This window comes from Streptomyces sp. PH9007 (assembly GCF_059813725.1).
Map to the genome: position 1 here is coordinate 3,832,451 of NZ_CM187440.1, position 26,426 is coordinate 3,858,876.

General features: G+C 73.8%; 19 protein-coding genes. 10 read left to right on the top strand and 9 right to left on the bottom strand.

The window, feature by feature from the left end:
- The first annotated feature begins 37 nt into the window (after positions 1 to 37).
- Together ACTFAP_RS17625 and ACTFAP_RS17630 are read left to right on the top strand one after the other, a co-directional pair.
- On the top strand, positions 38 to 1,153 hold the full coding sequence (locus tag ACTFAP_RS17625) for a GuaB3 family IMP dehydrogenase-related protein (protein ID WP_495681445.1): 1,116 nt from the start codon (positions 38 to 40) through the stop codon (positions 1,151 to 1,153).
- A 120-nt stretch (positions 1,154 to 1,273) separates the two neighbouring features.
- A complete protein-coding gene (locus tag ACTFAP_RS17630) occupies positions 1,274 to 1,918 on the top strand; it encodes a Uma2 family endonuclease (protein WP_500466806.1) in 645 nt (214 codons plus the stop codon).
- 16 nt (positions 1,919 to 1,934) lie between these two features.
- On the opposite strand, the gene ACTFAP_RS17635 is transcribed toward ACTFAP_RS17630, so the two are convergent.
- Together ACTFAP_RS17635 and ACTFAP_RS17640 are read right to left on the bottom strand one after the other, a co-directional pair.
- On the bottom strand, positions 1,935 to 3,341 hold the full coding sequence (locus ACTFAP_RS17635) for an alkaline phosphatase PhoX (RefSeq protein ID WP_500466807.1): 1,407 nt from the start codon (positions 3,339 to 3,341) through the stop codon (positions 1,935 to 1,937).
- Between the two features lie 94 nt (positions 3,342 to 3,435).
- Positions 3,436 to 4,674 carry a nucleotide sugar dehydrogenase gene (locus ACTFAP_RS17640; RefSeq protein ID WP_400010298.1) on the bottom strand — a complete coding sequence of 413 codons (1,239 nt, stop codon included), beginning with the start codon at positions 4,672 to 4,674 and terminating at the stop codon, positions 3,436 to 3,438.
- A 241-nt stretch (positions 4,675 to 4,915) separates the two neighbouring features.
- Between ACTFAP_RS17640 and ACTFAP_RS17645 the strand changes: the two genes are divergently transcribed.
- From ACTFAP_RS17645 to ACTFAP_RS17660, 4 genes are all read left to right on the top strand, one after another.
- A complete protein-coding gene (locus ACTFAP_RS17645) occupies positions 4,916 to 6,622 on the top strand; it encodes a glycerol-3-phosphate dehydrogenase/oxidase (protein ID WP_390122886.1) in 1,707 nt (568 codons plus the stop codon).
- A gap of 501 nt (positions 6,623 to 7,123) precedes the next feature.
- A complete protein-coding gene (locus ACTFAP_RS17650) occupies positions 7,124 to 9,673 on the top strand; it encodes a serine/threonine-protein kinase (RefSeq protein ID WP_500466808.1) in 2,550 nt (849 codons plus the stop codon).
- Positions 9,674 to 9,781: 108 nt separating this feature from the next.
- Positions 9,782 to 13,042, top strand: a complete 3,261-nt coding sequence (locus ACTFAP_RS17655; RefSeq protein WP_500466809.1) for a serine/threonine kinase C-terminal domain-containing protein — start codon at positions 9,782 to 9,784, stop codon at positions 13,040 to 13,042.
- Positions 13,043 to 13,081: 39 nt separating this feature from the next.
- The gene (locus ACTFAP_RS17660) at positions 13,082 to 14,659 is read left to right on the top strand and encodes a succinic semialdehyde dehydrogenase (RefSeq protein WP_500466810.1); all 1,578 of its coding nucleotides are present in this window, start codon (positions 13,082 to 13,084) and stop codon (positions 14,657 to 14,659) included.
- 104 nt (positions 14,660 to 14,763) lie between these two features.
- Here the strand turns inward: ACTFAP_RS17660 and ACTFAP_RS17665 are convergent, their stop codons facing one another.
- Positions 14,764 to 15,843 carry a hypothetical protein gene (locus tag ACTFAP_RS17665; protein WP_500466811.1) on the bottom strand — a complete coding sequence of 360 codons (1,080 nt, stop codon included), beginning with the start codon at positions 15,841 to 15,843 and terminating at the stop codon, positions 14,764 to 14,766.
- 672 nt (positions 15,844 to 16,515) lie between these two features.
- Positions 16,516 to 16,881, bottom strand: a complete 366-nt coding sequence (locus tag ACTFAP_RS17670) for a chorismate mutase (protein ID WP_500466812.1) — start codon at positions 16,879 to 16,881, stop codon at positions 16,516 to 16,518.
- Between the two features lie 299 nt (positions 16,882 to 17,180).
- On the opposite strand from ACTFAP_RS17670, the gene guaA reads away from it, so the two are divergent.
- Positions 17,181 to 18,776, top strand: coding sequence for a glutamine-hydrolyzing GMP synthase (guaA, locus tag ACTFAP_RS17675; RefSeq protein ID WP_449657398.1), 1,596 nt, complete (start codon positions 17,181 to 17,183; stop codon positions 18,774 to 18,776).
- A gap of 117 nt (positions 18,777 to 18,893) precedes the next feature.
- Entirely contained in the window at positions 18,894 to 19,490 is a 597-nt protein-coding gene (locus ACTFAP_RS17680; protein WP_500466813.1) for a Uma2 family endonuclease, read from the top strand.
- 31 nt (positions 19,491 to 19,521) lie between these two features.
- On the opposite strand, the gene ACTFAP_RS17685 is transcribed toward ACTFAP_RS17680, so the two are convergent.
- Both ACTFAP_RS17685 and ACTFAP_RS17690 read right to left on the bottom strand, forming a co-directional pair.
- Positions 19,522 to 20,193 (bottom strand): response regulator, encoded by a 672-nt coding sequence (locus tag ACTFAP_RS17685; protein WP_030729093.1) that lies wholly within the window; start codon positions 20,191 to 20,193, stop codon positions 19,522 to 19,524.
- Entirely contained in the window at positions 20,190 to 21,494 is a 1,305-nt protein-coding gene (locus ACTFAP_RS17690) for a PspC domain-containing protein (protein ID WP_495681454.1), read from the bottom strand. Before ACTFAP_RS17690 ends, ACTFAP_RS17685 begins: the two co-directional genes overlap by 4 nt.
- 156 nt (positions 21,495 to 21,650) lie before the next feature.
- On the opposite strand from ACTFAP_RS17690, the gene ACTFAP_RS17695 reads away from it, so the two are divergent.
- On the top strand, positions 21,651 to 23,129 hold the full coding sequence (locus tag ACTFAP_RS17695) for a PspC domain-containing protein (RefSeq protein ID WP_500466814.1): 1,479 nt from the start codon (positions 21,651 to 21,653) through the stop codon (positions 23,127 to 23,129).
- Complete coding sequence (locus ACTFAP_RS17700) at positions 23,126 to 23,398, top strand: hypothetical protein (protein WP_500466815.1); 273 nt, start codon at positions 23,126 to 23,128, stop codon at positions 23,396 to 23,398. Before ACTFAP_RS17695 ends, ACTFAP_RS17700 begins: the two co-directional genes overlap by 4 nt.
- Positions 23,399 to 23,419: 21 nt before the next feature.
- Here the strand turns inward: ACTFAP_RS17700 and ACTFAP_RS17705 are convergent, their stop codons facing one another.
- The 3 genes from ACTFAP_RS17705 to ACTFAP_RS17715 form a co-directional block, all read right to left on the bottom strand.
- Positions 23,420 to 23,923, bottom strand: coding sequence for a DoxX family membrane protein (locus tag ACTFAP_RS17705; RefSeq protein ID WP_495681457.1), 504 nt, complete (start codon positions 23,921 to 23,923; stop codon positions 23,420 to 23,422).
- 32 nt (positions 23,924 to 23,955) lie between these two features.
- Positions 23,956 to 25,197, bottom strand: a complete 1,242-nt coding sequence (locus tag ACTFAP_RS17710; RefSeq protein WP_495681458.1) for a hypothetical protein — start codon at positions 25,195 to 25,197, stop codon at positions 23,956 to 23,958.
- A 64-nt stretch (positions 25,198 to 25,261) separates the two neighbouring features.
- The gene (locus ACTFAP_RS17715) at positions 25,262 to 26,416 is read right to left on the bottom strand and encodes a C40 family peptidase (protein WP_500466816.1); all 1,155 of its coding nucleotides are present in this window, start codon (positions 26,414 to 26,416) and stop codon (positions 25,262 to 25,264) included.
- Between the last annotated feature and the right edge of the window lie 10 nt (positions 26,417 to 26,426).

Below are 26,426 nucleotides of genomic sequence, written 5' to 3' on the forward strand. Positions count from 1 at the left end.
ACGTCTGCCGGCGAAAGCACAGGGAAAGGCTCATCAGGTGACGGAGATCGAGATCGGGCGCGGCAAGCGCGGGCGGCGGGCGTACGCGTTCGACGACATCGCGGTGGTGCCCAGCCGGCGTACCCGGGACCCCAAGGAGGTCTCGATCGCCTGGCAGATCGATGCCTACCGCTTCGAACTGCCCTTCCTGGCCGCGCCGATGGACTCCGTGGTCTCGCCGGCCACCGCCATCCGCATCGGTGAGATGGGCGGCCTCGGGGTGCTCAACCTCGAAGGTCTGTGGACCCGTTACGAGGACCCCGAGCCGCTGCTCGCGGAGATCGCCGAGCTCTCCGAGGACGGCGCCAACCAGCGGCTTCAGGAGATCTACGCGGCGCCGATCCGTGAGGAGCTGATCGGGCAGCGCATCAAGGAGGTCCGGGACGCGGGCGTCGTCACGGCCGCCGCGCTCTCGCCGCAGCGCACCGCGCAGTTCTCCAAGGCGGTCGTGGACGCGGGCGTGGACCTGTTCGTGATCCGCGGGACGACGGTCTCGGCCGAGCATGTGTCGGGGGCGGCGGAGCCGCTGAACCTCAAGCAGTTCATCTACGAGCTGGACGTGCCGGTGATCGTCGGCGGCTGCGCCACGTACACGGCGGCGCTGCACCTGATGCGGACGGGGGCCGCCGGCGTGCTGGTCGGCTTCGGCGGCGGCGCGGCGCACACCACGCGCAACGTGCTGGGCATCCAGGTGCCGATGGCGACGGCCGTGGCCGATGTGGCGGCGGCGCGGCGCGACTACATGGACGAGTCGGGCGGCCGGTACGTGCATGTGATCGCGGACGGCGGCGTCGGCTGGTCCGGCGACCTGCCGAAGGCGATCGCGTGCGGCGCCGACGCGGTGATGATGGGCTCCCCGCTGGCGCGGGCCACCGACGCGCCGGGGCGCGGGAACCACTGGGGCATGGAGGCGGTGCACGAGGACGTGCCGCGCGGCAAGAAGGTGCGGCTGGGGACGGTCGGTTCGACCGCCGAGATCCTGACCGGCCCGTCCCGTATCCCCGACGGTTCGATGAACTTCTTCGGCGCGCTGCGGCGGGCGATGGCGACCACGGGATACTCCGAGCTCAAGGAGTTCCAGCGTGTGGAGGTCACGGTCGCCGACTCGCGTTAACGCGATGGAGTGATCATTTCCCTCAACTGGCGGTATGGCGCGCGGACGCCCGCATGATGGTGCCGGGGCACCCATGCGGGCGTAGCCAGTCACCAGGGAGGGAAAGGGCGGAGAGCGACGATGATCGCCGGAGGCGCCATCGATTCTGCCGATGATTCTGTGACCGAGCGCGTGGAGAAGCCACGAACGGACCCCATCGATCTGTTGATCGCGCTCGAGGAGGCAGTGGACGTCCCGCTTCGACCCGAGTTCGTCGAGGGGATGGCGATCGTGCCACCGCAGCGCGGGGACGCACACAATCACGGTGCGAGCGAGCTGTATTTCCAACTGCGTTCCGCCGGCTTTCGGTTGGCGGGCATGGGCAACGGTTTCCGCACGGGGGTCAGGGGCGAACAGACGCAGGGCCTCCTCATTCCGGATTTCTACGTGCTGCGCCGTCGGCCTTCCGAGGTCGACGAGGCGTATTGCCGGGCGCACAAGGGCTGGTATTCGGTCGATCTGCTGGATCTGGTCGGGGAAGTCACGTCCAGCAATCACGAGACCGACACCGGCCCCAAGTACCGCACGTACGCCGCGGCGGGTGTTCCCGTTTATGTGCTGATTCACCGGGACGAGAAGAAGGCGTACGCCCACTCGGACCCGAAGCCGGGGGACGAATCGGCCAAGGCGCGTTACGCCACCAAGGTCGAGGTGGACCTGGGGCGTTCGCTCCCGCTGCCCGAGCCCTATCCGGCGCTGGACACCTCGGTCTTTCTCGCCGTATAGGGCCCGTCCGGCGTGCCTAGGTGCGGGGCTGGTGGCGCCAGGGGCCGGTGATGGCCAGCAGGATGCCGGGCTCCTGGATGCTCGCGTACAGCGTCCGGCCGTCCGTGGAGAAGACCGGGCCGGTGAACTCGCTGTACTCGGGCGCCTCGTCGGTGCCGATGTTGAGTTCGTTGCGGGCCAGTTCGTAGGTGCGGCCGCCGTCGGTGGCACCGAAGAGGTGCTGGAGGCCGTCGCCGTCCTCGGCGATGATCAGGCCGCCGTAGGGGGAGACGGTGATGTTGTCCGGGCCGTCGAAGGTGTCCTCGGCTCCCAGGATCACCTTGAGGGTCATGGTGCGGCGCCGGGGGTTGTAGAACCACACCTGGCCGTCGTGCGGGGCGCCGGGGCTCTGGCCGTCGCGGGCGTAGGAGCAGACGAAGTAGGCGCCGCCGTCGCCCCACCACATGCCTTCGAGCTTCTGGCCCCGGGTGACCGTCCCCGTCCGGAACTGCTCGCGGACGGGCCGCTCGCGGGCGTCGCGGTCGGGCACCGTCTCCCAGTCGACGCCGTACACGGTGCCGGTCGCGGTCGCCCGCGACAGGTCGTCCACGTACCGGCCGCCCGAGTCGAAGCAGCGGGCGGCCTGGAGGGTGCCGGCCTCCTCGGCGAGGGTGCGCAGGGTGCCGCGACCGGGGCGGAAGCCGTGCGGCGGGACCCAGCGGTAGAACAGGCCGTTGGGGTTCTTGTCGTCCTCGGTCAGATAGAAGTAGCCCTGTTTGGGGTCGACGACGACGGCCTCGTGGTCGAAGCGGCCCAGGGCCTTGACGGGGCGCGGGTCGCGGCAGGCGGTGCGGTCGTACGGGTCGACCTCGAAGACGTAGCCGTGGTCCCGGGTCATGCCGTTCTCGCCGGCGCGGTCGGAGTTCTCCTCGCAGGTCAGCCAGGTTCCCCAGGGGGTGGTGCCGCCGGCGCAGTTGGTGGAGGTACCGGCGATGGCGACCCATTCGGCGACGTACTCGCCGCCGTGGCTGATCTCGACGACGGTGCAGCCGCCGGCGGCGGCCGGGTCGTACACCAGGCCCTCGGTGAGCGGTACGGGGTGTTTCCAGTCGGCGCGCGGGCCCTTGAGTTCGTGGTTGACGACGAGCAGGTCGCTGCGGCGCGGGCCCTCGAAAGCGCCGGTGGCGTCGTGGTTCGAGGGGGTGGGTTCGCCGGAATCCAGCGTGGTGCGGCCGGCGTGGGTGATGATCCGGTAGGAGAAGCCCTCGGGGAGGGCGAGGATGCCGTCCGGGTCGGGGATCAGCGGGCCGTAGCCCAGGCCCTGGCGGCCGGGGGCGGCGATCGCGCCGGGCGCGGTGGTCAGGACGCCGACGCTGCCGGCGAGGGCGACGCCGGCGCCGGTGACGGCGGAGTGCTGGACGAAGTCTCTGCGGCTGAGGGGCATGGCCTCACGATGGCGGCGCGGGGCGAACGGCCGTTGAACGGTACGGGGCCGTCCGGCGTCGGTCATCGCGGGCCGGTCGGTGGGGCGCTCCGGGTCACAGCCGGTACGCGGCTCCTGCCGGGGTGGCGCCGCGGGTGTCGAGCAGCAGCTGGGCCTTGGCGGCCAGGCCCTGGAGGTCGTAGACGGAGTGGTGCTGGAGCAGCAGCGTCAGATCGGCGCCGGCGGCGGCCTCGTAGAGGGAGTCGGCGCGCGGGACGGGCTGTCCGCCGACCCGCCACTGGGTGACGTACGGGTCGTGGAAGCTGAGCCGGCCGCCGAGTTCGGTGAGGTTCCGGGCGATCTCGCGGGCGGGGGCGCCCTGCTGGTCGGGGAGGTCGGGCTTGTAGGTGACGCCGAGGAGCAGCAGGCGGGCGCCGCGTACGGACTTGCCGTACTCGTTGAGGAGGGTGGCGGCGCGCTGGGTGACGTAGCCCGGCATGCGGGCGTTGACCTCCTGCGCGAGTTCGACCATCCGCAGCCGTCCCGGGGCGACGTCGATGGGTGGGGTGTGGCCGCCGACGCCGGGTCCTGGGCGGAAGGAGCGGAAGCCGAAGGGTTTGGTCTCGGCGCAGCGCACGACGTCCCACAGGTCGACGCCGAGTTCGTGGCAGAGCACGGCCATCTCGTTGACGAGGGCGATGTTGACGTGCCGGTAGTTGGTTTCCAGGACCTTGACGGTTTCGGCCTCCTTGACGCCCTTGGCGCGCACCACCTTGTCGGCGAGCCGTCCGTAAAAGGCGGCGGCGGCCTCGGTGCAGGCGGGGGTGAGGCCGCCGATGACGCGGGGAGTGCCGGAGTAGTCGTGGCTGCGGTTGCCGGGGTCCAGGCGCCCGGGGGCGTGGGCGAGGTGGAAGTCGCGGCCGGCGCGCAGTCCTGATCCCGCTTCGAGGGCGGGGGCGAGGAGGTCCTCGGTGGTGCCGGGCGGCACGGTGGATTCCAGGACGACGAGGGTGCGCGGGCGCAGCCGGGGGGCGAGGGTGCGGGCGGCGTCGAGGACGCCGGTGAGGTCGAGGCTGCGGCGGTCGGCGGCCGGCGGGGTGGGGGCGCAGATCAGCGCGGTGCGGACCCGGGTGAGGACGGTGGGGTCGCTGGTGGCCTGGAACCCGGCGGCGAGCATGCGGCGCAGGTCGGCGGCGGCGAGGGTGCTGTCGGCCGGTGGGCGGCCCGCGTTGAGTTCGGTGGTGGTGTGCTGGTCATCGGTGTAGCCGACGGTGCCGACGCCGATGGCGGAGGCGGCCTGGGCGGCGGGCAGACCCAGATGGCCCAGTCCCAGGACGGCGAGGTCTGCGGGCATGTGCGGCGGGTTCCCTTCTCCCCTGTGCGTACGAGCGCACATATATGACATATATACCGGATTGTCAGTCTGGCGTGGTTCGTGCCGCGCGGGGGTGGCGGAAATGGGAGAGCATCGACAAACGGGACAGATGCCCGGCCGCGGCGGCCGGGGGAGGGGACCGCGGACGGAGCACGGCGAACGCCCGGGCGGCGGGCGGACGACCGGCGGACGAGAAACGGACGACCTAGGAGGCGGCACGGTGAAGACAGCGACCCTGGGGCCAGGCCAGCGGGCCGAGGCACTCGCGCGGATGGCGGAACGCGAACTGGACGTCCTGGTGGTGGGCGGCGGCGTGGTCGGCGCCGGCACCGCCCTGGACGCCGTGACCCGCGGGCTCGCCACCGGCATCGTCGAGGCCAGGGACTGGGCGTCCGGCACCTCCTCCCGCTCCAGCAAGCTCATCCACGGCGGCCTGCGCTACCTGGAGATGCTGGACTTCGCGCTGGTGCGCGAGGCACTCAAGGAACGCGGGCTGCTGCTCGGCCGGATCGCCCCGCACCTGGTGAAGCCGGTGCCGTTCCTGTACCCGCTGCAGCACCGCGGCTGGGAGCGGCTGTACGCGGGCACCGGCGTCGCCCTGTACGACACCATGGCCCTGTCCTCGGGCCACGCCCGCGGCCTGCCGCACCACCGGCACCTCACCCGGCGGCACGCGCTGCGGGTGGCGCCCTGCCTCAAGAAGGACGCGCTCGTCGGCGCCCTCCAGTACTACGACGCCCAGATGGACGACGCGCGGTACGTCGCCACCCTGGTGCGTACCGCCGCCTCGTACGGGGCGCTGGCCGCCAACCGGACGCGGGTGACCGAGTTCCTGCGCGAGGGCGAACGCGTGGTCGGCGTGAAGGTGCTCGACCTGGAGGACAACGGCGCGTACGAGATCCGCGCCAAACAGGTCGTCAACGCCACCGGGGTGTGGACCGACGACACCCAGGGGATGATCGCCGAACGCGGACAGTTCCACGTCACCGCCTCCAAGGGCGTCCATCTGGTGGTGCCCAAGGACCGCATCCAGTCCTCCACCGGGCTGATCCTGCGCACCGAGAAGAGCGTGCTGTTCGTCATCCCGTGGGGGCGGCACTGGATCGTGGGCACCACGGACACCCCCTGGGACCTGGACAAGGCACACCCGGCGGCCTCCAGTGCCGACATCGACTACGTGCTCGAACACGTCAACTCGGTGCTGGCCGTCCCGCTGACCCGGGACGACGTCCAGGGCGTGTACGCCGGGCTGCGGCCCCTGCTGGCGGGCGAGTCGGACGCCACCAGCCAGCTGTCGCGCGAACACACCGTGGCCCACCCCGTACCGGGCCTGGTGGTCGTGGCGGGCGGCAAGTACACGACGTACCGGGTGATGGCCAAGGACGCCGTGGACGCGGCCGTGCACGGCCTCGATCAGCGGGTCGCCGCCTGCTGCACCGAGCAGGTCCAGCTCACCGGCGCCGAGGGCTACCACGCGCTGTGGAACTCCCGGGCCAGGATCGCGGCCCGCACCGGGCTGCACCACACCCGGGTGGAGCACCTGCTCAACCGCTACGGCTCCATGACCGAGGAGATCCTGGAGCTGATCGACGCCGACCCCTCGCTGGGCGAGCCGCTGCCGGCCGCCGACGACTACCTCAAGGCCGAGATCGTGTACGCCTGTTCGCACGAGCAGGCCCGGCACCTGGAGGACGTGCTCACCCGGCGCACCCGGATCTCGATCGAGACGTTCGACCGGGGGACGCGCAGCGCGCGCGAGTGCGCCGAACTGATGGCCGGCGTCCTGGGCTGGGACCAGCAGCAGATCGAGCGCGAGGTCGAGCACTACGAGAAGCGGGTGGAGGCGGAGCGCGAGTCGCAGCTCCAGCCCGATGACCAGACGGCGGACGCGGCCCGGCTGGGGGCGCCGGACACCGTGCCGCTGTAGGACTGCGGGGTCGCGGGGCGTACGGGCCGGCGGCGCGCCCGCCGGCCACGGGTGTCCCGTGTCCCGAGGTGGGTGGCCCCGGCCGTCGCCGGCTTCCGTGGACTCGGTGTGCGGGGGAGCGTTGCGAGACCGGGGCGGGACGCGTGACCTGACGGGTGCCACCGGCTCATGGGCGTCGTGACCTGCGAAGTCCGGGTCGCGGGACGTGCGGTGGCGGGGGCGGGCCGTCGCCGCCATGGCGGGTGGCGCGGCGCGGGCGCGCAGGGGTGGATCAACAGCGGGGCGGCCGGGGCCGGGTGGCCGGCCCGGGGACCGTATGGAGCCGTGTGCGGTCGGCCATGACTGGGCCGCACGCTGCGGAACCGGCCCAAAGGGCCGCCGTCGCCCACCAGTCGGGCCCGGTCGCGCCGCCTCCGCCGGTGGCGCCGAGCTGAAGGTCCGTGGTCGGAGCGGCTCCCGCATGGGTGACAATGGCCCGGGAAGCCGGAGGGGACACGACGCATGGGCCAGGACAGCGGGGACACCGGAACGCGGACCGGTGAGCGGGCCGGCGAGCCGGCCGGTCAGCCGACGAGGGCGGCGGACACCGGGGCGGTGGTGGCGGCGCCACCGGCGGAACCCGGCGCGCCGGAGCACGCCGCGCCCGGCCGGGAGGCCGGTGACGGTGACCCGGCGGCTGTCGAAGGGCCGGTCGTGGGCGCGACGGAGCGAGCTGGGGAGTCCGCTGTGCGAGACCACGAGGAGTTGGCCGTGGAACCGGAAGTCGACCCGAAGAGGGAAACGGAACGGGAAGCGGAACGGGACGCGCCGAGTCTGGTGAAGACCGGGCGCGCCGGATCGGGGGAACCGGCGGAACCGGCGGATGCCGTGCCGGCCGGCACGGCGGAGCGGAAGGGGGCGGCGGAGGCCGCGCCCGAGGACGGGGCCGTACCGGCGGACGACGCGGGGAAGTCGGCCCCCGCCGACGCCGCGCCCAAGCCCGCGGCAGCCCCCGGAGCCGACGCCCCGGCAGCGGCAGCGGAACCGGAGGAACAGGCGGAACCGGAACCGGAAGCGGAACCCGACGCCGCACCGGAAGCGGAACCGGAGCCCGCGGAGCGGCCCGCGACGCCATCGGGCGCGAAGCCGGCGGCACGGCCCGCCGGAACGCCCGCCGAGGCCACCGACCGGCCCGCCGCGCGTCGCGCCCCCGTGGACGCCGACGAGGCCGCCGCCCGCAAGCGGGCCGGCGAGATCGCCGGCCTGACCACCCCGCCCCCCGGACGCCTGCTGAGCGGCCGTTACCGCCTCATCTCCATCGTCGGCCGTGGCGGCATGGGCACCGTGTGGGAGGCCACCGACGAGATCCTCGGCCGCCAGGTCGCGGTCAAGGAACTGCGCCTCACCAACGGCATCGACGACGGCGAACGCAAGCGCCTCATCACCCGCACCCTGCGCGAGGCGAAGGCCATCGCCACCATCCGCAGCCGTGGCGTGGTCACCATCTACGACGTGGTGGACGAGGGTTCCCGCCCGTGGATCGTGATGGAGCTGATCGAGGGCCGCTCGCTGGCCGACCTCATCCGCGAGGACGGGCCCATGTCGCCCACCCGCGCGGCCGAGATCGGCCTCGCCATCCTCGACGTGCTGCGCGCCGCCCACGACAAGGGCATCCTGCACCGCGACGTGAAGCCGTCCAACGTCCTCATCGCGGACGAGGACGGCCGCATCGTGCTCACCGACTTCGGCATCGCCAAGGTCGAGGGCGATCCGTCCATCACCTCCACCGGCATGCTGGTCGGCGCCCCCTCGTACATCTCGCCGGAGCGGGCGCGCGGCGAGGCGCTCGGCCCGGCCGCCGACCTGTGGTCGCTCGGCGCGCTGCTGTACTGCTGCGTGGAGGGCCGCCCGCCCTACGACGAGGGCGGCGCCATCGCCACCCTGTCCGCCGTCATGAACTCCCCGCTGAAGCCCCCGCGTCAGGCCGGGCCGCTCGCCGAGGTCATCACCGGGCTGCTCGCGAAGGCCCCCAGGGACCGGCTCGACGAGCCGCGCACCCGGGAGTTGCTGACCGCCGCCCTGACCGCCGATCCGGCCGGATCGGACGACCGGACCATGGTCGTCGGGCTGCGCACCGCCGGTGCCGCGCCCGCCGCGCCGCCGCCGCCCGCCCCGCAGGGCACCCCGCCGTACGGCGCGCCCGTGGTCGGCACGGGCGCGGCGAACGGGCGCCGGCGCGCGCTGATCGTGGCGGCGGCGCTGATCGCGGTGCTGGCCGTGATCGGCACCACCTTGATCCTGGTGCGCGGCGACGGTGACGCGGACGGCCAGGGTTCGGGCCAGGACCAGGAACAGCCGGAGGACGGGTCGCCCGGCGGCGAGGACGCCGCGGGCGACGAGGGTCAGGACGGCGCGGGCGGCGACGCCGGCCCCGGCGACGACCCGGACGCCTCGGACGGCGGCGCGGCAGGACAGGACCCCGGACAGGAACCGGACCCGGACGCGGAGCAGCCGCCCGGCGGTGAACAGGACGGCGACCCGGACGCCGGCGGCACCTCGGGGCCGCCCGGCACCCAGCCGGAGAACGACGGTGACGGCACGCTGCCCGAGAACCCGCAGGGCTACGCCGAGTTGACGGACGACGACTTCCGTTTCCGGATGTCGCTGCCCGAGGGCTGGCGCCGTACCGGGATAGCCGGACAGAACTCCGGCGGCATCTTCAGCGCCCCCGACGGGGGACCGCCGAAGGTGCAGGTCGACTTCAACGCCAGTCCGGGGGATGACGCGGCCGGTGCCTGGCGCAGTCTGGAACCGGCCGTTCGGAACAACAGCACCGACTACCGGCGCATCGACATCCAGCAGGTCGGCTGGCGCGGTTACCCGACCGTCGCGGACTGGGAGTTCGAGCGTACGGAAGGTGGCAAGCGGGTACGGATCCTGAACCGGGGCTTCCAGGTCGACCCGGGCCGTGGCTACGCGATCATGATCACGTGCGCCGCGGACGCCTGGGACGAGGAGGAGTGCCGCACTCTTCGCGAGACCGCGTTTCTCACGTTTTCGCCGCTGCCCTGACTCGGTCCCGATACAAGTGGCTTGGCCAGGAGTTGACGGATCGTGGGTGTGGTATGTCTACGCCCAGTATCGTGAGTGACCGAGTCACGGAAGCGGTGGGGAGGCGGCGTGGATACGTACGCGGGGCGGCTGCTGGCCGATCGCTATCGGCTTCCCAGGACGCCGTCTGAGGCGTTCGAACTGGTGGAGTCGCGGGCGTTCGACACGGCGAGCGGGCAGGAAGTGCTCGTACGGCAGGTGCCGTTGCCGGAGGTCGTGGACGCCGAGGTCCTCGACGAGGACGGCAACAGGTCCGGTTCGGGCGGGACGCGCCGGGGGGTCGGCGACCGGGCGACGCGGTCGCCGGAGGACCCGGTGGTGCGGCGTGCGCTGGAAGCGGCCGCCGCGGCGGGGCAGTTGCCCGATCATCCCCGGCTCGACCAGGTCTTCGACGTGTTCGTCCAGGGCGACGGCCTGTGGATCGTGAGCGAGCTGGTGCCGGCCAGGCCGCTGGCGGCGGTGCTGGCGGAGGCCAGACTCGGCCCCTACCGGGCGGCCGAGGTCGCCGCGGATCTGCTGGCCGCCCTGCGGATCGTGCACGCGCACGGCTGGACCCACCGCAACCTCACCACGCGTACGGTGCTGATCTGCGACGACGGCCGGGCGCTGCTGACCGGGCTGGCTTCGGGGGCGGCGGAGGAAGTGCTGTGCGGGTACGACCCGCTCCCGGCACCCCCGGCGCAGGGCCGGCAGTCGCTGCCGGCGGCGGGTGTGGCCGGCGGTGCCGTAGCCGGTGTGGTGGAGGAGGCGGGTCGGGGCGGGCAGGACATCGCGCCCTGGGGCGTACCGGGGCAGGGTGCGGCGCAGGCCGCACCGGCCGCCGGAGCGCCGTGGAACAGCGACAGCGGCGCGGCGGTGGCGGACCGTTACCAGCGCTGGGGGACAGCGGCGGACGGCGGCGGCCAGCAGTTCGCGCCGGGCGGGCAGGGGCCGCAGGGCGCGGAGAACTGGCACGCCCCGCACGGTGGTGACGGCCAGGGCGGCCCCGGCGGTCAGGACGGCCACGGCGGTCACGGCCCGGTGGGCTGGACCGGCGCCCCCGAGGGCCACCCCGGAGCGGGTGACGGACCGTGGAACGGCCGGCCGGGGGCCCCGGCGGAGACCGTTCCCCCGGGCGACCGGGGACCGGTGAACGGCGCGCAGGTCCACCCCGGCGCCTCGGAGGCTCACGGCGGCCACCCGTCCGGACCGGTAGCGCCCGTCGGCGCGGAGGACTGGCACGGCGCCGGGGACGGGGCGCAGGACCCCACCGGCCACGGGCCGCACGGCGGCCACCCGTCCGCCCCGGGCGCCCCAGGCGGCGCGGAGGACCGGCAGGGCCCCGACGGCCCGCAGGGCGGCTGGTCCGCCGTTCCGCAGGGCACGGACGGGTACCCGCCGCAGGGCGCCGCCCCGACCGGTGCGCGGAGCTGGCACGGTCCGCACGACGGTGACCCGGGCGCAGCCGCGACCGGCGGCCCGGACGCACAGGGTGCCTGGGAGACCCAGGAACTGCCCGGGGCGCACGCGGCCGAAGGCCCGGCCGATGGCGGGTACGGCTACGGGTACGGGTACGGCGGGCCGGACCACCCGCACGAGGCCAACGGCGCCGCACCCGGGCAGCACGGCACCGAGGCCCGGGACGGCCACGCACCGCCGAACCCGGCCCCCCGGGGGCAGGGACCGTCGGACTCCGGCCAGATCCGGCCGGCGCAGCCGGGAGACGCGTCCGGTGAGCGGGGCGGCACCGAGGGCCCGCCTCCCGCAGCCGGGGGGCACGGCCCGCTGGGCGCCACCCAGGACCGCTGGGACGCCGACGCCGAGACCGGCACCTCCGACCGCTATCGGCGGTGGGGCGGCGGCGAGCCGCCCACCGCGCAGGGATTCCCCGCCGCCTGGGACTTCGAGGGCGGCGGTGGCGCAGGCGCCCGGCTGTCCGCCGAGGAACGGGCCGCGCGCAGTGGGGCCATCGCCGCGTACCGGGCGGGCACCAGGGCCGGGGCGCACGCCGCCGGCACGGCGGGCGGCTCCGGAGGGCCGGCCGAACTGCCCGCGCCCGGTCGCGAGAGCCGCGCCGTACGCACCGGCTGGGACCCCGTACCGCAGCCGCGCGCGGCCATAGAGACATCGGCGACGCCCCGGTACCGCGGCCCCGACACCGCCCTGGCCGCCGAGCGTGCGCGCCAGGCGCGCATCACCACCGTGGGCGCCGTCACCGAGCGCTGGGCGCCCGAGCAGGCCGGTCCGGTGCACGACCACTGGCAGCTCGCCCCGCCCGTGGGCCCCCCGGCCGACTTCTGGGCGCTGGGAGCCCTGCTGTTCCGGGCCGTCCAGGGCCACCCCCCGTACCCCGAGGAGAACCCCGCCGAACTGGTGCAGGCCGTCTGCGCCGAGCCGCCCGCCTTCGCCGAGGAGTGCGGCGCGCTGCGCCCCATCGTGGAGTCGCTGCTGCGGCAGGACCCCACCGAGCGCCCCAGCGCCGAGGAACTGCGCGGCTGGCTGCGGTCGTTGCTGCGCAGCGCCCCGGAGCCCGAGGTCGGCAGGCGTACCGTCACCACGCCGCTGCCGGCGCTGGAGCCTGGCCGGCCCTCGGACCCGCGCCGGCTGCCGATCGTGCGCCGCCGCGGCGACCTGGTCGGCCCGCGCCGCCGCGGGGGACGCGGGAACGGCAACCATCCGCGCCGCCTGGGCAAGGTGCTGCTGACGCTCACCCTGCTCGGCCTGGCCGGTTCGATCGGCTACATCATGCTGTTCCTCGCCGAGGACCCGCAGGACCGGGCCGGCCAGCCGCCGTCCCCCGAGGCCACCGCGCCGAACTCCCCCGAACCCACCCCGGAGCCCACCCCCGCACCGCCGTCGCCGGATCCCGAGACGGAGCCGAGCCCGGACGGTCAGGGGAGCGGCGGCATACCGCAGGGGTACGGCCCGCAGGAGGACCCGGCCGGGTTCTCCATGACGCTGCCGGACGGCTGGCAGCGGTCCACCACCGCGGACGGGTCGGTGGTGTTCTCGGACGGGGACGTCGAGATCGTGGTCGTACCCGGCAGGGACGGCACCGCCCAGTTCGCCCAGGGGCCGATGAACTACCAGATGGAGCACCAGCAGGAGCTGTCCGGTTTCCGCGCCGACACGTACGGCACCTCCAGCGGGCTGCGCGAGACCCGCGTCGGCGCCTCCGTGATGGCACAGGGCGACTTCCGCTGGCGCGCGGACGGCACGCAGTGGGTCGCGCTCAACCAGGTGATGCAGCTGGCGGACAGCTATCACGTGGTGCTGGTACGGGGCCCGGTCGCCGCCGACGACCAGGTCGCCGAGGTGTTCGACGTGGTGGCGGACAGCTACCGGTACTGACGGGTGGGCAGGGGGCCGCCCCCGCCGTACCCTCCCGCTATGACGACTACGCCGTCCGACGAGCTGTCCGCGGAGCTGCCCGCCGAACTGCCCGCCGAGGTGGTCGCGCGGCTCACCGAGGGAGTGCCCGGCAGCGGCCGTACCGCCTGCCACAGCGCGCTGACCGGCCGGCCGCTGGCCGAGCTGCCCGAGGCCACCGAGACCGAGGTGACCGCGGCGTTCGGGCGGGCCAGGATCGCCCAGGACCCCTGGGCGCGGTGGCCGGTACGCCGCCGGGCCGCCGTGCTGTTGCGCTTCCACGACCTGCTCCTCGCCCGGCAGGAGGAGGTCCTCGACCTCATCCAGCTGGAGACGGGCAAGGCCCGGCTGCACGCCCACGAGGAGTTGCAGGCGGTGGCGAGCGCGGCGCGCCACTACGGGCGCAGGGCCCCCGGGTATCTGCGCCCCCGGCGGCACACCGGCGCGTTCCCGCTGCTGACCCGGGTGCGCGAACTGCGCCATCCGCGCGGCGTCGTCGGGCACATCGCCCCGTGGAACTACCCCCTGGAACTGACCGTGGGCGACGCCCTGCCCGCGCTGGTGGCCGGGAACGCGGTGGTCATGAAGCCGGACACCGAGACGGCGCTCACCGCGCTGTGGGCACGCCGGCTGCTGATCGAGGCCGGGCTGCCGCGGGACGTGTGGCAGATCGTGCTCGGTCCCGGTCCGGTGCTGGGGCCGCACCTGGTGCGCGAGTCCGACTACGTGACGTTCACCGGCTCCACGCGCACCGGCCGCGAGGTGGCGCACGGCGCGGCGGAACGGCTGATCGGCGCCAGCCTGGAACTGGGCGGCAAGAACGCCATGCTGGTGCTCGCCGACGCCGACATCGAGCGGACGGCGGCCGGCGCCGTACGGGCCTGCTTCTCCTCCGCCGGGCAGCTGTGCATCTCCATCGAGCGGCTGTACGTGCACGCGTCGGTCGCGGACGCCTTCGTGCGGCGGTTCGCGGAGCTCACGGCGGCGCTGCGCCTGGGCGCCCCGCTGGACTACGGCACGGACATGGGCTCCCTCAGCTCGCGGGCGCAACTGGACGCCGTCACCCGCCATGTCACGGACGCGGTCGAGCGCGGGGCGGTGGTGGTGACCGGGGGCCGGGCACGTCCCGACCTGGGCCCGTACTTCTACGAGCCGACCATCCTGGAGGGGGTGCGGCCGCCGATGCTGGTGTGCGAGGAGGAGACGTTCGGCCCCGTGGTGTCGGTGTACCGGTTCACGGAGGAGGCGGACGCGGTGACGCGGGCCAACGCCACGCCGTACGGGCTCAACGCCTCGGTGTGGTCGGGGAACGCACGGCGCGCACGCCGGGTCGCGGCACAGCTGCGCGCCGGGACGGTGAACATCAACGAGGGGTTCGCGGCGGCGTACGGGAGCGTGGGCGCGTCGATGGGCGGCTGGGGCGACTCGGGTCTCGGGCGGCGGCACGGCGCCGAGGGCATCACCAAGTACACCGAGGCGCAGACGGTGGCGCAGCAGCGCCTGGTGCCGATGGGGCCGGCGTTCGGCGTGGACGACCGGCGGTACGCGGCGGTGGTGTCACGGGTGCTGCGGGTGCTGAAGGCCCTGCGGGTGCGCTGAACGCGCGGCCTGGGCACCCGTGTTGAACGGGCCCGGGCACGGCGAAGGGACCCGCCCTCCGGGGGAACAGGGGCGGATCCCTTCGGTCTGTGCGGCCGTCAGGCTCAGGCGATGCCGGCGCCCGTACGGCGGCGGACGAGGAACATCGCGCCGGCGCCGAGACCCACCGCGGTGGCACCCGCGAGGGCGAACATCGGCAGCGCCGAGGACGCACCGGTGGCCGCCAGCTCGCCGGTCACCGGGAGCTGCTCGAACTCACCCTGCGGGGCGGGCTTGTTGCCCTGCCCCTTGGTACCGGTGGAGGGCTTGTCGTCCGGGGTGGTGCCGGCGGGAACGATCTCGAAGTCGTAGACGTTCCACTCGCCTTCCTGGCACAGGCCGCCCTCGGCGGAGACATAGACGCCGGTGCTGAGCGCGTAACCGGAGCCGGCCGGGGCGTCGTCGGCGACCTTCAGCCGCAGCTGGGCCTCGACGTACTCACCGGGGGCGAGGACGTCGGTCTCACCGAAGTAGCCGTACTGGTCCTCGATGTTCTCCCACGCGCCGTCGAAGAACCACTGGAGTTCGATGGCGATGTCGTTGAAGTCCTCGTCGTCCCAGCCGAAGACCTCGGCGTAGGCGTAGAGCGTCTCGACGGGCTTGTCGAACTCGTTGCTGATGCGGTAGGTGAACTCGGTCCACTGGCCCGCGACGACCTGGCTGGGCAGGCCGATCAGCTCGGCGTTGATGGGGGCGTCGAACTCCCAGTCGACGCACTCGTCCTCGGGGTTCGGCAGCACCGGGTCGCCGTCGTTGTCGCCGCCGCTCTCCTCGTCCTCGTCCTCTTCCTCCTCCCCGTCCTCTTCCTCGTCGCTCCCGTCCTCGGAACCGTCGTCCGACCCGTCGCCGGTGTCGCCCTCGTCCTCGTCGTTGTCGCTGTTGTCGTCCTCGGGGTCGGGGACGGTCTCGCCGTCGGTGATGCCCTCGCCGGCCGAGCCGGTCTCGTCGGTCCCGGTCTCGTCCTGCCCGGTCCCGTCCGTGTCGTCCCCGGCCTGCGGTTCGGGGGTGGGCGCGTCCTGGACGACCTCGGGCGTCTCGGACGGGTCCCCGTCGGCGGCGAACGCGGGGGAGGCGGCGAGCAGAGCCGCCGGGGCCATGACAGCGGTCACGGCAGCGGCTGCGGCGGCGCGACGAAGCTTCATCAAGTGCCTCTCGGTAAAACGATGATGACACCGGGTTGGACAGCTCGTGGAATCGATCGGTTGTGCCTATTGTGGTTACGGAATGGACACGAGATGCCCATGAGAAGAATGGGGCGCTCACCGGCTGGGCACAAAGAGAGGCCCCGGCCGCCGGCTTGGGGAAGCGGCGGCCAGGGCCTCTGCGATCAGCACGGGCGGCAGGGCGGGTGCCGCCGGTGCTGGGTGCCGCGGCGCCCGGGGGAGGCGCCGCTGCCGGAGGTCGGACCAATGGCGAGGGGAGGCCACTGGCCGACCGGGTCGGATGACGCGTGCGCGGTATCGGACATGGTGGGGGATGGGGGGCGTTCCGGGCAAGGCCCTGACGCGGGAATACGCGGATGAGCCCGGTTAGGTCGCGTTCGCCGTCCGTCTCCCCCTCGATTCCCGCCCTGAGCTGCCCTTCCCGTCCCCCGCCGCATGCCCCGCCGCACGCCAGTCGGCCGGTCCTCGGCGTCCCGAGGACCGGCCGTCAGGGTGGTGACCGGCCGGCTGTCCCCTGCTGCCCGGCCACGCGCACCGGAGCGAGGTCCCACGACGCCCAGGCGTCTCATCGCTCCGGGGACACTTCCTTCAACGAGGCGCGGGCCGCCCTGGTCACGCGCCGTACGGGTGACGGGCCGCGCGTGCGCGCGACGGTCAACGGCCGCCGGTGCCCCGGCACAGCTCCAGCAGCGTCATGGCCAGCCGGGTACCGCGCTCGCGGCCCAGCGCGTCACTGTAGTGCCGCAGGATGTCCATCTCGCGGGCCAGATCGACCCGCCGCCCGCCGTCGGTGATGCGGATCTGCTGGATCTCGTCCGAGGCGCTCATCCGTTCCTTGATCAGCGCGACGATGCGGGCGTCGAGATCGTCGATCCGCTGCCGGGCGCCGGAGATGCGGGCGGTCGCCGTGTCGGCGGCGTCGCCGCCGACGGCCGCGCCGGATCCGGTACCGGTCGCGGCGGCGGTCACGGCTGTGGCCGGGCTCGTACGGGTGCTCTGGGTGCTCTGGGTGGTGGTCATGTGTCGCAGGTCTCCTCGGTACGGACGGAGCCCCGGCCGGTCACGGACCCGGCGCACCACGCGAAAGCGCCCCGGGCCGTGAGCCCGGGGCGCCTGGTGGTCGCGTGTGCCGCGTCAGTACTGAACGCAGCGCGCCGTGTGGCAGCCGGCCGGGCCGGTGCCATAGGTAAACAGACGCGCGTGACGAAGCATGCGCCCGAGTATGCCAGCGCCCCCCGGCAGCCGGCCAGCCGGGGCGCCCCCGCGCTCTCGGTAGACTCGGTGCCAAGAACCCCGCTCCACCGCCGAAAGGCCGCCCCGTGGCTTCTGCGCCTCCTCCCGCGCCTGTGTCCGCGCCCGACACCGTTCTCGTCGTCGACTTCGGCGCCCAGTACGCCCAGCTCATCGCCCGCAGGGTGCGTGAGGCACGGGTGTACAGCGAGATCGTGCCGTCCACCATGCCGGTGGCCGAGATGCTGGCCAAGCGTCCCAAGGCGATCATCCTCTCCGGCGGACCCTCGTCCGTGTACGCGGAGGGCGCGCCGGACCTCGACCGCGCGCTCTTCGAGGCCGGGGTGCCGGTGCTCGGCCTGTGCTACGGCTTCCAGCTGATGGCCCGCGCGCTGGGCGGCACCGTCGACAACACCGGCTCGCGCGAGTACGGCCGTACCGAGCTGGCCGTGGAGCGGATCGACTCCACGCTCTTCTCCGGCACCCCCGAGCGCCAGCAGGTGTGGATGTCGCACGGCGACGCCTGCTCCGCCGCCCCCGAGGGCTTCACGGTGACCGCCTCGACCGACACGGTCGCGGTGGCGGCGTTCGAGAACGACGAGCGGCGGCTGTACGGCGTCCAGCACCACCCCGAGGTGCTGCACTCCACGCACGGCCAGCAGCTGCTGGAGCATTTCCTGTACCGGGGCGCCGGGCTCGACCCCAGCTGGACCACCGGCAGCATCGTGGAGGAGCAGGTCGCCGCGATCAAGGCCCAGGTCGGCGGCAAGCGGGCGATCTGCGCGCTGTCCGGCGGGGTGGACTCGGCGGTGGCCGCCGCCCTGGTGGTCAAGGCCATCGGGGACCAGCTCACCTGTGTGTACGTGGACCACGGACTCATGCGGCAGGGCGAGAGCGAGCAGGTCGAGAAGGAGTTCGTGGCCTCCACCGGCGCCCAGCTGCGCGTGGTGGACGCCTCCGAGCGCTTCCTGGACGCGCTGGCCGGGGTCAGCGATCCGGAGCAGAAGCGGAAGATCATCGGCCGGGAGTTCATCCGGGTCTTCGAGCAGGCCCAGGCCGAGCTGATCGCCGAGGCGGGCGCGGCCGGCGAGGACGTGGCGTTCCTGGTGCAGGGCACGCTCTACCCGGACGTGGTGGAGTCGGGCGGCGGCACCGGCACGGCGAACATCAAGTCCCACCACAACGTGGGCGGGCTGCCGGACGACATCGAGTTCGAGCTGGTCGAGCCGCTGCGGATGCTGTTCAAGGACGAGGTCCGGATGGTCGGCGCCGAGCTGGGCCTGCCGGACTCGATCGTGCACCGGCAGCCGTTCCCGGGCCCCGGCCTGGGCATCCGGATCGTCGGCGAGGTGACCCGCGAGCGGCTGACCGTCCTGCGGGCGGCCGACGCGATCGTCCGCGAGGAACTGACGGCGGCCGGCCTGGACCGGGAGATCTGGCAGTGCCCGGTCGTGCTGCTGGCGGACGTCCGCAGCGTCGGCGTGCAGGGCGACGGCCGCACCTACGGCCACCCGATCGTGCTGCGTCCGGTCTCCTCGGAGGACGCGATGACGGCGGACTGGTCGCGGCTCCCGTACGACCTGCTGGCGAAGATCTCCAACCGCATCACCAACGAGGTCCCGGACGTCAACCGGGTCACCCTCGACATCACGAGCAAGCCCCCGGGCACCATCGAGTGGGAGTGACCCCACACCGCACCGTCAAAGGGTTCGCCCTCACCCACATGTGTGGGTGAGGGCGAACCCTTTCTGCGGTCGATAGGCTGATTTCCCGGTCTACTGTCCCGTCGCATGGGAGGAATCATGACTGCCGCAAAGCCGCAGACTTCTGCCGCGTGGCCGGTGCCGCCGCCCGACGGATACACGGTGGACCACCTGCTGACGCTGCCCGACCTCCCGCCCCACACCGAGCTGATCGACGGGAGCCTGGTCTTCGTGAGTCCGCAGCGGAGCTTCCACACGCTGACGATGTTCGTACTGGAGGCGGGGCTCCATCGGACGGTTCCCGGTGAGCTGCGGGTGCGGCGGGAGATGACGGTCGTCATCGACACACGGCAGGGGCCGGAGCCCGACATCTGCGTCCTGCGGGCGGAAGGCATCCCCGACGACGAGAACGACGAAACGTACTACCGGGCCCGGCACGTGATCCTGGCGGTCGAGGTGGTGTCACCCGATTCGGAGAAGCGCGACCGCGAGCGCAAGCCGCAGCTCTACGCACAGGCCGGGATCCGGCACTTCTGGCGCGTCGAGCGTGGTGAGGACGGGCTGCCGCGCGTTCACGTCTATGAGTTGGACGAGACGACCCGTGCTTACGGCCTCACCGGCATCCACCACGACCAGCTGAAGGTCTCGGTGCCCTTCACCATCGACATCGATCTGACCGCCGTCCAGCGGCTCTAGCCACCGGACAGCGATCGCCGAAGCGGAGTGGTCAGACCAGGCGGCGGGCCGTGGCCCAGCGGGTCAGTTCGTGGCGGTTGGAGAGCTGGAGCTTGCGCAGCACCGCCGAGACGTGGCTCTCCACCGTCTTCACCGAGATGAAGAGTTCCTTGCCGACCTCCTTGTACGCGTAGCCGCGCGCGATCAGGCGCAGCACCTCGCGTTCGCGCTGGGTCAGCCGGTCCAGGTCCTCGTCGACCGGGGTGGTGTCCGAGGAGGCGAAGGCGTCCAGGACGAAGCCGGCCAGCCGCGGGGAGAACACCGCGTCGCCGTCCGAGACGCGGAAGATCGCGTCCACCAGGTCGGTGCCGGTGATGTTCTTGGTGACGTAGCCGCGCGCCCCGCCGCGGATCACGCCGATGACATCCTCCGCCGCGTCCGAGACGGACAGCGCCAGGAAGCGCACCGAGGACAGCAGGCCCGCGCTGCGGCGCAGCACCTCCACGCCGCCGCCGCCCGGGAGGTGGACGTCCAGCAGCACCACGTCGGGGCGGGCCGCCTTGATGACGGTGACCGCCTGGTCGACGTCGCCCGCCTCGCCGACGACCTCGACGCCGGTCTCCTCGGTGCGGCCGATCTCCGCCCGTACCCCGGCCCGGAACATCCGGTGGTCGTCCACCAGGACCACCCGTGCCCGCCGCTCCGCCGCCGCTCCCGCCGTCATGCCGATCGCTCCATCGTCAGTTCCACTTCTGTCCCCTCGCCCGCCGTGGACTTCACCCGCGCCGTGCCGCCGTGCCGCCCCATTCTGCCGATGATGGACTCGCGCACGCCCATCCGGTCGGCCGGTACCGTCTCCGGGTCGAAGCCGGGGCCGCGGTCGCGGACCGATACGAAGACCGTACGCCCTTCGACCTCCGCGAAGACCCGTACCGGACCGCTCTCGCCACCGTACTTGGCGGCGTTGACCATCGCCTCGCGGGCCGCCTGGAGCTGCGCGTTCAGCGCCTCCTCCACCGGGCAGTCGCCGACGCACACCACCTCGATCTGCACGCCGTGGTGGTCCTCCACCTCGGCGGCGGTGGCCCGTACCCCCTCGGCGAAGGTCTGCGGTGTCGCGTCGTCCTCGGCCTCCGCCCCTCCGGGGTTCTCCGCCGACTTGTACAGCCAGGTCCGCAGGTCCCGTTCCTGGGCGCGGGCGAGCCGGGCCACCTCGCGCGGGTTCTCGGCGTTGCGCTGGATCAGGGTCAGGGTGTGCAGCACCGAGTCGTGGACGTGGGCGGCGACCTCGGCGCGTTCCTGGGCGCGGATGCGCATCGTGCGCTCCTCGGACAGGTCCTGCACGATGCGCACCAGGTACGGGCCGGCCAGCAGGGCGATGCCGACCAGGACGGCCACGGATGCCTGGAGCGCGGTGCTCAGCGTCTCGCCCGGTTCGGTCGCCGAGCGCAGCCACACGAAGCTGGTGACGCCGAGGGTGACGAGGACGGCGCCGGCCGCCGAGCGCAGCAGCGGCAGCCAGCGGGTGCGGCGGGTGACCTCGGCCCAGTGTTCGCGGCGGGCGTTGTCGGCCTGCCGCCACACCATCGCGGCGCCCACCGCGATGATCAGCATCGGCCACAGATAGACGTCGCGGACGGAGAACTGGAGGTTGGCGACGAGGACGCCGAGGGCGGCGGCCAGCACCGCGAACGCCACCAGCTGCCCCTTGGCGGGTCGCCGCCTGCGCGGCGGGCGCTGTGCGGCGGCGGCAGCGGCGGCGGCCTTCTGCCCCGGCGTGCCCAGCGGGACCACGAACCAGAACGCGCCGTACACGAGCACGCCCAGACCGTTGGCCATCACCAGGACGGCCAGCACGAGCCGTACCCAGGAGACCGGCACGCCCACATGCCCGGCCAGGCCCTGCGCCACGCCACCCAGCCAGCGGCCCTCGGCGCTGCGGTACAGCTTGCGCGGGGGCACCTCCTCGGGCGGTGGCGCGGCCGCGGGCAGCGTGCCGCCCGCGGGCGTGGTGGCGGTGGTCATGCTCCGATCGTCACACGACCGGCCCCCCGCGCACATCAGGGGTGCCCCCCAGGGGAGGTGGGGAAATCCCCCGGAACACCGCTTCGCGGATCTCAGGGATTCCTCGGGGGCGGTCCCGGATCCCGGCCGCCGGCGGCAGGCCGCACCATGGAGGGCATGAGCGTGGACGAGGCGGGCCCCTCCGCACCCCCGGCAGCGGCGGCGTCACCGGGCGCACCGGTGACGGCGCGGCTGACCCGCAGCCGCCGGCACAAGGTGGCCGGCGGGGTGTGCGGTGGCCTGGGCCGGTATTTCCATCTCGATCCGGTGCTGTTCCGGGTGCCGCTGGCCGTGCTGTCGGTCATCGGCGGCCTCGGCCTGATCGCGTACGGGGTCGCCTGGCTGCTGATCCCGTTCGAGGGCGAGGAGGAGAACGAGGGCCGGCGGCTGCTGTCGGGCCGGGTGGAGGGCCCGGGGCTGACCGCGCTGCTGTGCACGCTGGTGGGCTGCGGGCTGTACGTGGCGTCGGTGAGCACGCGCCATCCGGCGACGTGGTTCTCGGCGATGCTGGTGGCCTCGGTCGGCGGGGCGGCCTACTGGTCGCGGCGCCGGGCGCTGGCGGGGGAGGACGAGCGGGAGCGGCACACGGGTGCCGCGGAGGCGGTGGCGACCGCGCCGCCGGAGGCGCAGGCGCCCCCGGCCAGGGCGGTCGCGTCGTGGTGGCGGGAAGCGGGCGGGCCCGCCGGGCCCGGGGGCGCCGGGGGAACCGGGGGAAGGACGATGGCGGTGCACGGGCAGCAGGGGAACTATCTGTGGGGGCCGGCGGACGCGGCGACGGGGCAGTACGCGCCGTACGCCGGGCCGCCGCCCACCGGCACGGCGCATCCGGGGGGCCCGGGCGGGCCGTGGGCGGCGCCGCCGCCGGGCACCCCGCTGACGCGGCGGGCCCCGATGCCGCCGCCGCGCCGTGGCGCGTGGCTGGGCGGGCTGGTCTTCCTGTCCGCCGTGGTGGCCGGGCTGCTGGTGATGGCGGCCACCTGGTTCCGCTACCCGCTGGGCACGGTGCTGGTGTGCACCTTCGCCATGGTCCTGGTGGTGTACGGGGGCGGCTGGCTGATCAGCGCGTTCTTCGGGCGGCTCGGGGTGGGCAGCGTGGTGGTGGTCGTGCTGACCACCGTGCTGCTGGCCGGGGCGTCGGTGCTGCCGAAGAACATCACCACGAGCTGGACGGACAAGTCCTGGGAAGCGGTGGCGGCCGAGCAGGTGGCGGACCGGTACGAACTGGGCACCGGGCGCGGCTCGCTGGATCTGGGCGGGCTGGTCCTGGCGGACGGCGAGACCGTCCGCACCACGGTGGAGGCCGGCGCCGGGCAGATCAAGGTGATCGTGCCGCTGAACGCCGAGGTGGTCGTGCACACCAGGATCTCCGCCGGCGCGTACACCTACAACGAGGCGCCCGAGTACGAGACCACCGGCGGCCCCGACCATGTGTGGGGCGGGATCAACAGCGACCAGACGGACCGGTACGCGCCGCCGGGCGACATGGAGGCGGTCGGCACCGTGGAGCTGACCCTGGACATGGGGATCGGGCATGTGGAAGTGGTCCGCTTCGACACGCTCGCGGCACTCGAACCGGAAGCGGAGATGGGGTCATGAGTCAGTACCGAGGGATCGACCGGCACCGTTTCGAGCCGGCCCGGCTGGTGCTGGGGCTGGCGCTGCTGACCATCGGCGTCCTGGCCTACGTCCAGGCGCGCGACCACGAGGGGCGGCTTCCGGTGGCGGTGCTGCTGGCGCTGGTGGCCGGTTCGCTGCTGCTGGCCGGGGTGGTGTCGATCATCACGCAGTCGGTGCGGCGCTCCCGCAAGGAGAAGGACGGGGAGCGCGGCGAGCGCGATCGGGCGGCCCGGGACGGGATGTCCTGAGTACCGTCCCCCGGACTGCCGTCAGCCGAAGATGAGGCTGCCGCGCCGGTGTTCGCGGTGGGCGAGGTGGGCGTCCAGCGCGTACGGGCCGCTGCCGGTCAGCGCCAGCGTGATGAAGCCGAAGAGGTAGGGCAGGTCGGCGCCGAAGTAGTACGGGGACGTGCTCCAGGAGACGGTCAGCCACATCAGGAACGTGAGCAGCGCGCCCAGTACGGCGGCGCCCCGGGTCAACAGCCCCGTCAGCACGCAGAGTCCGACGAGGATCTCGGTGATCGCCGCGCCGTGGCCGACGAGCGTGGGGTGGTCCACGGCGAGATCCACCAGCCACGGTACGGGGGTGCTCTCGTGGGAGAACTCCAGCAGGGCGAGGGAGTGTTCCCGGGAGAAGGCGGAGAACGGGCCCGCGTCCAGGTACTTGTCCAGGCCCGCGTAGAGGAACGTCACGCCCAGGAAGAGGCGCAGCGGCAGCAGCGCGTAGCGGGCGGCGGTCGGGCCGCCGGGGCGCGGATCGGGTGTCAGTGCCATGGCGGGCGCCCCCTCCGGTGGGTCGGAGTGGTTCAGTCTGCCACCGTGATCGGGTACCGGCCAGACTCCGTGCCCGCCGCGGTGATGACCTGGATGTCGACCGGGCCGGGGTCGAGTTCGGCGGGGACCGGCAGCCGCAGCACCGTGTCGCTGGGGTTGGCGAAGCCGCCGCCGGGCACCGGGACGAGCGGCACCGGGACCAGCACGTCGCCGATCCGTACGGTCGTCCCGGCCAGCAGCTCGGCGGCTTCGGCGCCGGGGGGCACGAAACCGGAGCCGCGGATCTCCAGTTCGTCGCCGTACCGGATGGGGGAGTGCGGCGCGCCCGGCTCGCGGACCCGGACCACCGACTGGATGACCGGCCGGCCGCCCTCGGTGAGCTTGGCGGCGGCGTAGCCGAGCGCGGAGATCGCCACCAGGGCGGCGAGTGCCCAGGGCGGGCTGGGCAGTTGGTAGGGGTCGCGGGTCAGCTGGACGGCGGCGAAGACGAGGGCGGCGGTGTTGACCAGGACGTACTGGGCCGCGGTGAAGCTGATGCCGCCCGAGTCGTCGGTGAGCGGATCGAGGGCGCGCGGGCGCGGGGCCCGCACCTTCTGGGCGCGGAAGTGCCGTACCCGGTGCGCCACGGCGTGCCCGGTCCACAGGGCGACGGCGCAGCTCAGCGCGACGACGGTGAGCAGCCCGCCGCCGTGCGGCAGATCGAGCCCGGTGCGCAGGCCGGCGCGGCGTGCGGGGTCGTCGGTGCCGGCGAGGGTGAGGGCGAGCGTGAGTACGGCGTACGCGGCGAGCAGCAGCCAGCCGGCGGCGACCGTACGGGAGGTGGAGACGCGGTTGTCCGGGCCGATCAGCGGCGCGAGCACACCGCCGCGGTCGCGGTGCAGCCAGGCCACGGCGGTGAGCGGCGCGGCGAGGAGCACGGCGGCGAGCAGTGCGGCGGTGCGGGGCAGGGTCCAGCCGGAGCCCATCGCGGTGAGCGCCTGGCCCAGGAGGAGGGCGAGGACCGCCGACCACAGCACGAGGGTGGTGCGCCGGGCGCGCAGCCGCAGCCAGGCGGGGCCGGCGGCGCGGGCCCGGTCGGCGACGGTGTGGGCGGCGGCGGTGAGTTCGTCGGAGACCCACTGCCGGGTGGCCTCGGGGGAGTAGGCGAGGGCTTCGGGTATGCCGTGGCCGGCGGCCAGGCGTTCGCGTTCGGCGCGGAACGCCCGCTCGGCGCGCCGGTGGTCGGCGCGGGCCGCCAGCGGGCAGTCGCCTTCTGGGGCCGGCTGCACGGACACGATGGGTTCCCTCCCCCGCCTGCACTGTGGGAGGGAAATTCTGCCCTATCCGGGGCGGTTCACATCACGCGGGCCGGGTCGCGCCGGCGAAGGGCATGGAGTCCACCGGGGCGGTGCGGACGGGGGTTCCGGGGCGGGAGGCGTGCACGATCTGGCCGTTGCCGATGTACATGCCGACATGGGTGAGACCGGAGTAATAGAACACCAGGTCACCGGGGGCGAGTTGGTCGCGGCTGACCCGGGTGCCGGCGCCGGACTGGCTCTGGCTGGTGCGCGGGAGGGAGACTCCGGCGGCGGACCAGGCGGCCTGGGTGAGCCCCGAGCAGTCGTACGCGTCGGGTCCGGTGGCGCCCCAGCCGTACGGCTTGCCGAGCTGGGCGAGGGCGTAGGCGGTGGCGGCCTGGGCGCGGGGGCCGGCGGCCGGGGCCGGGGCGGTGGGCGCCGGGGCGGCCGGCGTACCGGCGGCCGGTGTGCCGGTGCCGTGGGACTCCCGGGCGAGCAGCTGCCGCTGTTCCCGTTCGGTGAGGGTCGCCAGCAGCTCCTCGGCCTCGGCGAGCTTGGCCTCCACGGTGTCCCGTTCGGCCTCGGCCTCCTCGCGGGCGCCGGTCAGCTCGTCCCGTACGTCGGCGGCCTCGGCCCGCAGCCGTTCGAGGTCGCGCAGCTGCTGCTGGGCGCCGGACAGGGCGTCGGCCTGCCGGTCGCCGCTGCGGTCCATGGTGGCGGCGCGGGCGAGGTACTCGTCGGGGTCGGAGGAGAGCGCCAGCTGGACCTCGGGGGGCAGCCCGCCGGCCCGGTACTGGGCGGCGGCGTGCGAGCCCAGGGCCCGGCGGTAGCCGTTGAGCCGGTCGGTGCTGCTGTCGGCGGCCCGGCTGATCCGTTCGAGGTGGCGTTCCGCCTGCTCGGCGGCCTCGTTGGCGGCGTGGTGGCGCTCGGTGGCCTGCTCGGCCTCGTGGTGCAGGGTGTCGACCTGCTCGCGTACCTCGGCGATCCCCGGCCCCTGGGCGGCGGGGTCGGCCAGCGCCGTACCGCCACCGGCCACCGCCGCCGAGGCCGCGCCGGCCAGCGTGAGGGTGGCGGTGGTCCGCACGGCACCGCCGGAGCGGGGCCTGCGGTGACCGGCCGGGGCGCCCGTCCCGGTGCCGGCGGCCGGGGTGGTGGGGGTGACGGTGGGTCTGCGCCACGGGTAGCTGGGGGAGCCGGGCTTGCGATGCTGGGCCATGGCTGAGGAC

Excerpts from the sequence above, each read along its gene's own strand:
- ACTFAP_RS17630 (WP_500466806.1), top strand. The coding sequence starts at position 1,274 with ATGATCGCCGGAGGCGCCATCGATTCTGCCGATGATTCTGTGACCGAG.
- ACTFAP_RS17635 (WP_500466807.1), bottom strand. The coding sequence starts at position 3,341 with ATGCCCCTCAGCCGCAGAGACTTCGTCCAGCACTCCGCCGTCACCGGC.
- ACTFAP_RS17640 (WP_400010298.1), bottom strand. The coding sequence starts at position 4,674 with ATGCCCGCAGACCTCGCCGTCCTGGGACTGGGCCATCTGGGTCTGCCC.
- ACTFAP_RS17650 (WP_500466808.1), top strand. The coding sequence starts at position 7,124 with ATGGGCCAGGACAGCGGGGACACCGGAACGCGGACCGGTGAGCGGGCC.
- ACTFAP_RS17660 (WP_500466810.1), top strand. The coding sequence starts at position 13,082 with ATGACGACTACGCCGTCCGACGAGCTGTCCGCGGAGCTGCCCGCCGAA.
- ACTFAP_RS17670 (WP_500466812.1), bottom strand. The coding sequence starts at position 16,881 with ATGACCACCACCCAGAGCACCCAGAGCACCCGTACGAGCCCGGCCACA.
- ACTFAP_RS17680 (WP_500466813.1), top strand. The coding sequence starts at position 18,894 with ATGACTGCCGCAAAGCCGCAGACTTCTGCCGCGTGGCCGGTGCCGCCG.
- ACTFAP_RS17685 (WP_030729093.1), bottom strand. The coding sequence starts at position 20,193 with ATGACGGCGGGAGCGGCGGCGGAGCGGCGGGCACGGGTGGTCCTGGTG.
- ACTFAP_RS17690 (WP_495681454.1), bottom strand. The coding sequence starts at position 21,494 with ATGACCACCGCCACCACGCCCGCGGGCGGCACGCTGCCCGCGGCCGCG.
- ACTFAP_RS17695 (WP_500466814.1), top strand. The coding sequence starts at position 21,651 with ATGAGCGTGGACGAGGCGGGCCCCTCCGCACCCCCGGCAGCGGCGGCG.
- ACTFAP_RS17700 (WP_500466815.1), top strand. The coding sequence starts at position 23,126 with ATGAGTCAGTACCGAGGGATCGACCGGCACCGTTTCGAGCCGGCCCGG.
- ACTFAP_RS17705 (WP_495681457.1), bottom strand. The coding sequence starts at position 23,923 with ATGGCACTGACACCCGATCCGCGCCCCGGCGGCCCGACCGCCGCCCGC.
- ACTFAP_RS17715 (WP_500466816.1), bottom strand. The coding sequence starts at position 26,416 with ATGGCCCAGCATCGCAAGCCCGGCTCCCCCAGCTACCCGTGGCGCAGA.